The sequence below is a fragment of the Streptomyces sp. NPDC091412 genome (assembly GCF_044756885.1).
Lineage (GTDB): Bacteria > Actinomycetota > Actinomycetes > Streptomycetales > Streptomycetaceae > Streptomyces.
Map to the genome: position 1 here is coordinate 18681 of NZ_JBIVTV010000039.1, position 9908 is coordinate 28588.

At 68.7% G+C, this 9908-nt stretch carries 9 protein-coding genes and 1 pseudogene; 6 read left to right on the top strand and 4 right to left on the bottom strand.

What is annotated here, in order from left to right:
• From ACIQMV_RS38330 to ACIQMV_RS38340, 3 genes are all read right to left on the bottom strand, one after another.
• Complete coding sequence (locus ACIQMV_RS38330; RefSeq protein WP_402597730.1) at nt 1-576, bottom strand: hypothetical protein; 576 nt, start codon at nt 574-576, stop codon at nt 1-3.
• A gap of 9 nt (nt 577-585) precedes the next feature.
• Nucleotides 586-1425 carry a cupin gene (locus ACIQMV_RS38335; protein ID WP_402597731.1) on the bottom strand — a complete coding sequence of 280 codons (840 nt, stop codon included), beginning with the start codon at nt 1423-1425 and terminating at the stop codon, nt 586-588.
• 1144 nt (nt 1426-2569) lie between these two features.
• Nucleotides 2570-4204, bottom strand: coding sequence for a major capsid protein (locus tag ACIQMV_RS38340; RefSeq protein ID WP_402597732.1), 1635 nt, complete (start codon nt 4202-4204; stop codon nt 2570-2572).
• A gap of 266 nt (nt 4205-4470) precedes the next feature.
• Between ACIQMV_RS38340 and ACIQMV_RS38345 the strand changes: the two genes are divergently transcribed.
• The 6 genes and pseudogenes from ACIQMV_RS38345 (at nt 4471) to ACIQMV_RS38370 (ending at nt 8561) form a co-directional block, all read left to right on the top strand.
• A complete protein-coding gene (locus tag ACIQMV_RS38345; RefSeq protein ID WP_402597733.1) occupies nt 4471-5010 on the top strand; it encodes a winged helix-turn-helix domain-containing protein in 540 nt (179 codons plus the stop codon).
• Nucleotides 5007-5543, top strand: a complete 537-nt coding sequence (locus ACIQMV_RS38350; RefSeq protein WP_402597736.1) for a transposase — start codon at nt 5007-5009, stop codon at nt 5541-5543. The genes ACIQMV_RS38345 and ACIQMV_RS38350 overlap by 4 nt, the downstream gene beginning before the upstream one ends.
• A gap of 2 nt (nt 5544-5545) precedes the next feature.
• A pseudogene (locus ACIQMV_RS38355) lies at nt 5546-5982 on the top strand (site-specific integrase); the annotation flags it as partial.
• A 40-nt stretch (nt 5983-6022) separates the two neighbouring features.
• On the top strand, nt 6023-6892 hold the full coding sequence (locus tag ACIQMV_RS38360) for an IS5 family transposase (protein ID WP_141365581.1): 870 nt from the start codon (nt 6023-6025) through the stop codon (nt 6890-6892).
• A gap of 73 nt (nt 6893-6965) precedes the next feature.
• On the top strand, nt 6966-7262 hold the full coding sequence (locus tag ACIQMV_RS38365) for a hypothetical protein (RefSeq protein WP_141365579.1): 297 nt from the start codon (nt 6966-6968) through the stop codon (nt 7260-7262).
• Nucleotides 7263-7319: 57 nt separating this feature from the next.
• Complete coding sequence (locus tag ACIQMV_RS38370; protein WP_402597735.1) at nt 7320-8561, top strand: IS4 family transposase; 1242 nt, start codon at nt 7320-7322, stop codon at nt 8559-8561.
• Nucleotides 8562-8936: 375 nt separating this feature from the next.
• Here ACIQMV_RS38370 and ACIQMV_RS38375 read toward each other — a convergent pair whose 3' ends face one another.
• Complete coding sequence (locus ACIQMV_RS38375; RefSeq protein WP_402597737.1) at nt 8937-9905, bottom strand: IS701 family transposase; 969 nt, start codon at nt 9903-9905, stop codon at nt 8937-8939.
• Nucleotides 9906-9908: the final 3 nt, after the last annotated feature.

Genomic DNA, 9908 nt, shown 5'->3' on the forward strand with positions numbered 1-9908 from the left:
TCAGTCCTCCCGGTGGGCCTGGCGGCGGTGAGTGTCCCGGCCGCGTGCGCTCTTGAAGTCGTCACGGGGGCAGATGCCGCAGGCGAACGGCCCGGCGTCCCCTGCCGTGTCCCCGGCAATGTCCGCCGGGCCCTCGCTCAGCGGGTCCCCGAGGGGGACGTACGTCTCCGGCCCGTCCTCACCGACGAGGACGACCTCCCCGGCCTCGTAGGTGGGGGCGTCCTCCAGCGGAGCGAAGTCGGGCGGCGGCAGCGGCGTGGAGTCGGGCCTGTACGCCTCGTCGGGCACGGGCGGCAGCGGCTCGCCGGGGATCCCCTCCCTCTCCGGCAGGCCGACGCCAAGCAGTTCGGCACCGCCGCTGTCGCCGGCCTGTTCCTCGTCGGGGCTGACGTACCGGTGCCCGTCGACGATGGCGCCGATCAGCAGCCGCTCAGGCATGTTGGTGAACTCGCGGGCGGGGACGGCGAACTCCGACTGGGAGACGGTGCGCACCTTCGGTACCTGGGCGACCGCCCACATGGCGAAGTCCCGGCGCAGGCCGGGGGCGGGCTGGACGCGGATCAGCTCGGGGGGCATGGCGGGGCCTCAGCAGGTGGTGACGAGCACCGCGCACACGGTGCAAGTGGTGGCGGGGACGTACGTGCGCTCGGCGAGCACCCTCCTGTCGTTGACCCTTCGGTCGATGGAGGCGCCGGCCCGGTCGGGGATGACGTCGATGGGGCCGCGGCGGACGACGACCGGCCCGGAGATGTACAGCCACGCGGTGCCGGGCGGTGCCGGGAGGCCATCGGGGCCGCTGTTCGCCGCGCTGTATCCGGAGCCGACGATGACGCAGTTCCCGGCGAGCGTGGACAGCCGATTCCCGTCGACGTATGCGACGTTGCAGCAGCCGAGGAGGGCGGCGGCGCCGGTCGGCACGTGGAGGGTGCCGACACCCCCGTACGACTCGGCGAGGCAGCCCTCCAGCACGGCGACGCCTTGCCCGATCGACACCGGCCCATCGGCCGGGGTCAGGTCGACCGCGCGGGGGGCCAGCGTGTACCGCCAGAACGCCGACTCGACGGCCTGCTGCTCCCCCAGCTCCAGCGCGGCCCGGACGTGTTCGGTGGCCTCCTGGTACGACCAGCCGATCGTGGAGCAGCGGACACCGGCGTAGATGGTGACCGGGTCCGCCTCCTCGTGGGTGGGGTCGCGGAACTCCTTCTGGCCCGGCGGGCTTCCCGGTGACTCGTCCCCTGGCGACTCATAGGGCGCGCACCAGTCGGTGTCACGGACTGGACAGCAGCCGAGCGCCATCCACTCGACACCCAGCAACTCGTGCGGGTCCTGGACGCCGATGACGTCGGTACAGCCGCCGAGGATGCCGTACGGCAAGGGGCGGCCCGGGATGGCCTCGACGCGTCGCTTCATGCCAGCGGGTGGCATGTCAGATCACCCCTTCGGGGAGCAACCGACACGCCGACAACGGCCGTTGTACCTGCCGAAAGGGCCGACGGCGCTGCACACGCCGCCGACCCAGACCGACCCCTTGGCAAGAAGGAGTACGGCCATGGCCGACGCTACCTGTTCCGTTGTCGAGAACGGAACCCGATGCCCCCGCCCTGCCATCGCGCGCGGCTGGTGCAACAAGCACTACGTCCGCTGGCAACGCACCGGAGACCCGATGACTGTCCGTACCCGAGCGGGCAAGTTCGCGCTGTGTAGGGTCGTTGAAGACGGCGAGCATTGCGGGGGGAAGGCTGTGGGCAGGGAGATGTGCCGCAAGCACTACTCCCGGTTCCAGCGCCACGGGGACCCGCTCGTCAAGGTCCGTCGCCGGTTCGAGTACACCGATGACATCTGCGCCGACTTCTGGGCGCTGGTGGACAAGTCGGCGGAAAACGAGGCGTGTTGGCCGTGGACCGGCACTGAACGTTCACGGCTACGGCACCTTCCTCCACTCTCCGGCTCACCGCTTCGCCTACGCGCAGGAGCGGGGCTCGGTGCCCGAGGGGCTGGTCGTGGACCACACCTGTCACCTTCCGGAGCAGTGTGAGGGCGGCCCCACCTGCCCTCACCGCCGATGCGTGAACCCCGCGCATCTGGAAGCCGTCCCCCACGCCGAGAACGTCAGCACCACTCGGTCGAGCAACGGGCGCCCGGCGGATGACCGCTGCTCCGTCGACGGCTGTGACCGCCCCTACGTCGCGCGCGGCCTGTGCTCGAAGCACTGGCAGTACGCGCGCCGTACGGGGCTGACCGAGCGACCCAAGAGGACGACGTGCAAGCGGGGCCACCCACTGAGCGGGGAAGGGGCGTCGGTCAGCGTTGAAGCCAATGGAACCGTGCGGTGCCTCCACTGCCGTCGCCTGACTGCCGAGCAGCGCCGCACGCCGGGGTCCGCTACCTTCACGCCGTGCAGCGAGCCGGGGTGCGGCCGTCCGCATGAGGCTCTTGGCCTCTGCGAGGCGCACTACGAGCGGCAGCGGCGAAACCGGAGCAGCGTGGGCTAGGACTTCCATCGGCGCCTGCCTCCTCTCATTCCTCGGCGGTCCCAGCCTCATCGGCTGGGACCGCTTGTCGTTGAAGGTCAGGCGATCGGGCAGTCAATGCCCAACTGCTCGCCGGTGCGCCCGTCGGGACATACAGGAACGGTGACGATCCGGGACTCTGGCCCGCGCGATACCAGGGCCACACACTCTTCCGAGAAAGCGGCTGTGTAATCGTTGGTCGAGAATTTGTTCGAATCGTGAATTACGCCCAGCGAGATCTCGCCGCCGCGCCCGATCTGGAAAGCTCCGGCGGGGTGGATCAGGAACGGGACGCTGTCCGGCCAGACGGCTGCGGGCGTCTCGCCGCCGATCTGGTTCGGCACTGCCGGGCCGAGGCCGCGGGCCCATTGGACGCGGACGCCGAGTTTGGCGAACGCGTTGATGATGCACGACGGGTCGATGTCGTGGCAGGAGACGCCGTTCTGCCGTGCGATGTCGGCGAGGAACATGGCCTTGGCCCACCAAGGGAAAACGACCTCGATCGAGATCGACTCGCACAGGCTGTGCCGCTCGACCATGTCGGCGGCCTGCAGGGCGACGGCGGCGAAGATCGCGGAGAAGGCGCCGAAGGTTTGCGCGATGGTGACCGGGGTGGAGGCGGCGACGGCCTGCTCGAACAGGACCTGACGGACGCGGAGTTCGTGCGCGACCATTGTGTTGCGCTGGTACCAGGCTACCAGCTCCGGGAAGTGACGCTGAGTCAGGATTCCTGCCTCAAGGCAGACACCGACGGCGTCGCAGCGGACCTCTTCCGGCTCAGGGCAGGGGATCTTGAAGCAAGGCTTGACCGCGCCGCTGATGTCGTCGGCCTCGGTGTGGACGAACGTCATGCTGCCGACGTCCAGCGACGGGATCTTGAAGAACCGCAGGCCACCACGCGCCAACTGGATTTCGGGCGCGTCCCACAGCATTTCGGGGCACGCGATGTCGGTCAGCTGGTACACGGTTTCGCTGGGAGCGCACCAGCCGCCGGACGCGACGATGTCGCCCTGCGGCAAGCGGCCCTGGTCCGCAGCGAGGATGACCGCGCGCGTGCCTTCAGTGCCGGACGAGGAGTCGTTGATGATGAGCGGCGTGTCGAACGGCAGCCGGTAGGAGGCGCACAGGCCGACGCCGCCACCGGCAGTCTTCAGCGCGTTGGCGCGGCGGATGATCCCCTCGGTGACGCCTTCCATGTCGAGGGGCTGGCCAGGATGGTAGCCCGGGACGTCTACGGAGGCAGTGATCTCCGGGCGCGGGTTCGGGTCCGGCGGCAGTACGCGCGGCTGATGGACGCGGACCCGGGACAGGTCGAGGGCGCGCTGCTTGACGACCGCGCCGGAGGCGGCGACGGGTTCCTTGGCGGACTCCAGCTCGACGGCCGGCTCCGGCTCTGCGGGCTCCTCGAGCTCGTTGACGGAGGCGGTGGCCTCCTCTGGATCGTCGCCGCGCACGGCGGCGGCCAGCTGCTCGATCTCCGCGGCGGCCTGCTCGGCGGCGGCGATCCGCTCTGCCTTCTCCGCGCGGATGTCATTGACCGCAGTGGCCAGCTCGCGGAGCTTGGTCAGGTCGTCGGTAGTGACGGTGCTGCTGCCCGCTTTCGCATCGAAGGACTTGACTGCGCCGTCGAGGAGCTCGTCCAATTCGTCGTCGCTGAGGGCGGTAATGTCCTCGGGAAGGGAGAATTCTTCCATTGAGCCAGGCTCCAAATGATCGATCTTGGAGTCGCTCGGCCCAAAACCAGCAGCGCTGATGGCACAGCATAGCCATGCAGCAGCGCCGCACACTGTTGCTGTTATGCCAGGTCATCCGGGACTACGGATTTCCTACGCTTGGTCGGCCTTGAGCTTGTGGTTGCCGTCGCGCTCACCGCGCGCGCCGCACCGTGCGTCGACCACTGAGGTTTTCGGGTTGTCGTCGGGGCGGTGACGGTTCATGATCCCTGCGGCATGCCGGTGGGATGCGGTATCCGGAGGGTGGGGGCCTGACCGCTGAGCGTCGGGCGTTTCGGGAGAGGATCCGGCTCCAGGCCGGCGAGCGGTTCGCGGCAGGTGAGAAGACCACAGTGATCGCGAAGGACCTGCGGGTGAGTGTGCGGTCGGTGGAACGCTGGCGCCGGGCCTGGCGCGAGGGCGGCATGGAGGCTTTGCGCTCCGCGGGCCCGGCCAACTCCCCGACCGTTACCGATGACCAGTTCGCGGTGCTCGAGGAGGAACTCGGCAAGGGTCCGTCAGCTTACGGCTTCGACGATGAGCGTTGGACTCTGGCCCGGGTCCAGACGGTGATCAGCCGTCGTCTGCGGCTGAGCCTGTCGGTGGCTACGGTGTGGCGGCTGCTGAAGCGGCACGGCTGGTCCTGGCAGACACCTGCCCGCCGTGCACTCGAACGCGACGAGCACGCGGTGGAGCTGTGGAAGAAGGAGGTGTGGCCGCGGGTAAAAGTCTCGCGGCGGCGTCCGGGGCATGGATCGTCTTCGAGGACGAGGCCGGATTCGCGATGACTCCGCCCCGGGCCCGGACCTGGGGACGACGTGGCCACACGCCCGTGATTCACGTTCGGGGCAGATCCCGCCGCAGGACTTCGGTCGCCGCGCTGTGCTGCTACAAATCCGGCGAGACCGCCAGACTGATCTACCGGCCCCGTCACCATCTGCTCCTGAAGGGAGCACGGAAGAGCTTCTCCTGGCAGGACTACCGAGACCTGCTGGTGAGGGCTCACATCCAGCTCGGCGGTCCCATCGTGGTGGTTTGGGACAATCTCAACACCCACCTGGCAGCGGGCTTGAAAAAGTACGAGGCCGAGCACGACTGGCTCACCACCGTCCGTCTCCCCTCATACGCACCCGACCTGAACCCCGTCGAGGCCGTCTGGTCACTCGTGCGCAGGGCCATGGCCAACACTGCCTTCGACACACCCCACGACCTCGACCGCAAACTCCGCCGCGAGTTACGCAGGATCCAACTCCGACCCCACCTGACCGACGGCTGCCTCACCGCCACCGGCCTGGCTATCGACCCACCGACCCCACCCTGAAAACCTCAGCAACCGCCGGCGTCAACCGGTACCTCATCCGAGGCGTGGGCAAGAAGAAGCTCACCAAGCTCACCGCCAAGAACGTCCGCACCTGTCTGAACCAGTTGCGCACTGCCTGCCAGTGCTGCGCGCGGCATCGACGCGGGGCGTGGTGAGCCCCCGTTGCTGCGCCGTCGGATCGTGCTGCTCCAAGCGGCTCTCTCCGCTGACGCTGACGTACATCCACTCCGTGCTCAAGTCCGCCCTGGAGCACGCCGTCCGCGAGGAGGAAATCTCGCGCAACGTCGCCCGCAACGTCCGCACCGGCACCCCACGGCCCCGCCGCTTCGAACCTCTCACCGCTGACGAAGCCCGTCAGCTCCTCACCACCGCACAACGACACCGGTTGCAGGCCCTGTTCGAACTCGCCCTGCACACCGGACTAGGCCGTGTTTTAGGTCCGGGTTCCGGTCCATGCCTCGTGCCGTGATGATCACCGTGTGGGGCGTGGGGATCTTTCTGATGAGCAGTGGTCGGTGCTGGAGTCGTTGCTGCCTGCGGCGGGTGTGAGTCGCCGGTGGCCGGGGCGGCGACGGCTGGTGGATGGTGTGCGTTGGCGGGTGCGGACGGGTGTTCCGTGGCGTGACCTGCCGCCTGAGTACGGGCCCTGGCAGACCGTGTACGGGTTGTTCCGGCGATGGCAGCGGCAGGGGGTGTGGGCCCGGCTGCTGACGCTGTTACAGGCGCGGGCCGATGAGGCCGGGCTGATCACGTGGGAGGTCAACGTCGATTCCACGATCTGCCGGGCTCACCAGCATGCGGCCGGTGCCCGCCGGGACGGCGCGGGGCAGAAGGAGGCGCCTGGTGGTGTCGCCATCGAGCCCGACGACCACGGGCTGGGCCGGTCAAGGGGTGGGTTCACCACGAAGCTCCACCTGGCCTGCGAGCAGGGTCAGAGGCCGTTGTCGCTGCTCGTCACCGCCGGGCACCGGCACGACAGCCCGCAGTTCCAGCAGGTCCTGGAGGCCATCCGGGTGCCTCGGACCGGTCCTGGCCGGCCGCGATCCCGGCCGGACAAGGTCCGGGCGGACAAGGCCTACGGCTCCCGCGCGAACCGCGCCTACCTACGCAGACGCGGCATCGGATGCACGATCCCGGAGAAGGCCGATCAAGTCCGCAACCGCAAGAAGCGTGGTTCACGAGGCGGCCGACCGCCGAAGTTCGACAAGATCGACTATCGCGAGCGCCATGCGGTCGAGTGCGGGATCAGCCGTCTCAAGCAGCACCGGGCAGTGGCCACCCGATTCGACAAGCTCGCGGTTCGGTACGAGGCGACGGTTCACGTCGCGGCGATCCACCAGTGGTTGTGAGCCGTCGGGCGGCCAGGCGGCCGTGCCATGCTGGCCACCGGCACTTCGAGCAGCACACGCATGGGGAGGTCCGGTGGCCGCTGATTACTACTGCGCGGACAGCGAGAACGGCGACCACGTCGACGACCCGTCCGAAGACGCCCTGTTCGAGCTGGTAAGCGACCTGAACGGCACAGACAACACCTTCGTCGTCATCCAGCCCGACGAGGACGATCCCGCCTGGTTCGCGTCCGTCGCCGTCCTGGAGACTGGCGGCTACGAGATCGTCCGGCGTGACACCAGCCGCCGCGAGCACGACGTCATCGTCGAGACAAGCATCGACCAGATCGCGGGCGACCTCACCAAATGGCTGGCCACCCGAGCTACCTAAAACACGGCCTAGTACCAATACCGGTGACTTTGGTGGGTTCTGGTCGTTGGGTGGGTTGTGCCAAGGCCGGGTCAGGTGAAGTCGTCGGGGGTTGATCGGTTCTCGGATCGGATCGCGTTGGGGGTGCTGACGCGGGCGTTTCCGCCGGAACTGGTCGACGAGGTGATCGTCGAGTGCGGCAGGGTCGAGCAGCGGACGCGGCTGCTGCCGGCACGGGTGGTGGTCTACTTCGTCCTGGCGATGTGTCTGTTCTTCGGGCAGGGCTATGAAGAGGTGGCCCGGCTTCTGGTTCAGGGGCTGGAGCGTGAAGGCCGGTGGGCGACCGCCTGGCGGGTGCCCACGACGGCGGCGATCGGGCGGGCCCGGTTGCGGCTTGGGCCGGAGCCGTTGCGGGCCCTGTTCGCCCGGGTGTGCCGGCCGGTGGCGGTCGCGCGAACGCAGGGCGCCTGGTACCGGCGGTGGCGGCTGGTCGCGGTGGACGGCACGGTCTTTGATGTTCCGGACACCGCGGCGAACGCCCAGTTCTTCGGGCGTCCCGGTACCAGTCGCGGACAGGGCCGCAGTGCGTATCCGCAGGCGAGGGTGGCGGCCCTGGCCGAGTGCGGCACCCATGTCGTGTTCGCGGCCGAGGTCGGACCACTCAAGGTCCACGAGACCGCCCTGGCTCAGCGGCTGTTCCCCGCGCTGACGAAGGGCATGCTTGTGCTCGCCGACCGGGGCTTTTGCGGCCTCGACCTGTGGCGGGCCGCGAAGGCGGGCGGCGCGGACCTGCTGTGGCGGGTCCGCAGCGTCGTGGTGCTGCCGGTCCTGGAAACCCTCGCCGACGGCTCCTACCTGTCGGAGATCGTCGCCGCGCGGGACAACTATCGGCGCGCGGACCCCGAGCGGGTGCGGGTGATCGAGTACACCCTCGGCCCACGCGGCGGTGACGGCACCGTCTACCGGCTGATCACCACCCTCCTCGACCCTGACCAGGCACCGGCCGAGGAGCTTGCCGCCCTCTATGCCCAGCGGTGGGAGATCGAGAACACCCTGGACGAGATCAAGAACCACCAGGGCGTCCCCGGGCTGGTGCTGCGCTCCCAGCACCCGCGCGGTGTCGAACAGGAGATCTTCGCGTTCCTGCTGGTCCACCACGCGCTGCGGGACCTGATGCACCAGGCCGCCCTCAAGGCCGGGCACGATCCCGACCGGATCTCCTTCACCCGCACCCTTCGCGTCGTCCGCCGCCACGTCACCGGGCAGGCGGCACTTTCCCCCCTCACGACTGGCCCGGTCCATCACCCAGAGCCTGCGTGAGATCACCGAACGACTGCTGCCCGCACGGCGGCTGCGCTCCAACCCCCGCGTGATCAAACGCAAGATGTCCAACTGGGCCCTCAAACGAGCCGAGCACCACAGCCCACCACGGCCAGACACCCCGACGGTCCGGCTGGTCGGGCCAACCAGAGCCACTTCAACCAGCCGGAAAACAACCTAAATCACCGGTATTGGGCCTAGTACTCCAGCAGCACTTTGACGTTTTCCCTGTTCAGGGGCGGTTTGGGCGAGTGTAGTGGGCTGAGTTCCGGCCCGTGTTCTCTTTCCCGGACCGCCCCTCGATCGTGTGCAGCCGCCACTGATAGTGGCAGCGGCGGGCGACGGCTTGGCGTCGCCTGCGCCACTGTGACCATCTCAGTGCGCGTGCCCTGATGAGGGATTGATGAGCGCGTGTGGCGGGCGGGTGGCCAGTTGCCAGGAGCCGCCGAACTTCTGCCACGGTGAGGGGCGCGAGGCAGGAACCGTTTCTGCTGCCCCTTTTACCGCGGCGTCGGCGGCCATGACCGCCAGGAAGGCGTGCGCCAGTATGGCCAGGGTGACGTGCCGCATCCAGCCGGTGTAGCGGCGGACTTCGTACTGGTCCAGGCCGCACTCGTTCTTGGCAGCCTGGAAGGCTTCCTCGATGGCCCAACGTGTTCCGGCGACGCGGACCAGGTCCTCGACCGTGGTGCCGAGCGGTGCGTAGGCGAGGTAGTAGGCGATCTGATCGGGCTTGCTGATGCTGCGGCGGGCCAGTGCCCACCGCTGGTGGGTGGGCAGTTCGCCGTCGAAGTCCTCGATGGAGGTGATCTGCAGGGCGGCCCAGTGGTAGACGCGCGGGCCCTTGGCGCCGTCACCGCACGAACGTCTCTCCCACGCTTCGTCGGGAGCCTGGGAGAAGAGGTGATCGATGCGTCCGAAGTGGGGCACCTGCTGGGACTTGGGGACCGCGAGCACATACCCCAGGCCGGTCTCCTCCAGCATGCGGCGCAGCCGCCATTCCTGGCCGTAGGCCGAGTCCGCGGTCACCCAGGCGATCGGCAGCGGCGAGGCGATCGCCCGCAGGACCATGGCCTTGGCCAGGTCGGGTTTGGTGGCGAAGGTCCGCTCGTCCGGGATGTGGGCGGCGCGGCAGCGTTCGCGGTCTTCGGTCCAGGACTTGGGCAGGTACAGCTCACGGTCCACCAGGGCGCGTCCTCGCTTGGTGGCGTAGGCGGCGAACACGCCAATCTGGCAGTTTTCGGTGCGGCCGGGGGCTTGTATTTCAATTACTGCTTGCCCAGGCGGCGTTGGTGGGAGGGTGGAGCATGACTCTGCGTCCGCCCGTTGCCGAGTTACGGGCAAAGT

Bases quoted from the DNA above. Each gene is read 5' to 3' on its own strand.
- ACIQMV_RS38330 (WP_402597730.1), bottom strand. From the start codon at position 576: ATGCCCCCCGAGCTGATCCGCGTCCAGCCCGCCCCCGGCCTGCGCCGG.
- ACIQMV_RS38335 (WP_402597731.1), bottom strand. From the start codon at position 1,425: ATGCCACCCGCTGGCATGAAGCGACGCGTCGAGGCCATCCCGGGCCGC.
- ACIQMV_RS38340 (WP_402597732.1), bottom strand. From the start codon at position 4,204: ATGGAAGAATTCTCCCTTCCCGAGGACATTACCGCCCTCAGCGACGAC.
- ACIQMV_RS38345 (WP_402597733.1), top strand. From the start codon at position 4,471: ATGCGGTATCCGGAGGGTGGGGGCCTGACCGCTGAGCGTCGGGCGTTT.
- ACIQMV_RS38350 (WP_402597736.1), top strand. From the start codon at position 5,007: ATGACTCCGCCCCGGGCCCGGACCTGGGGACGACGTGGCCACACGCCC.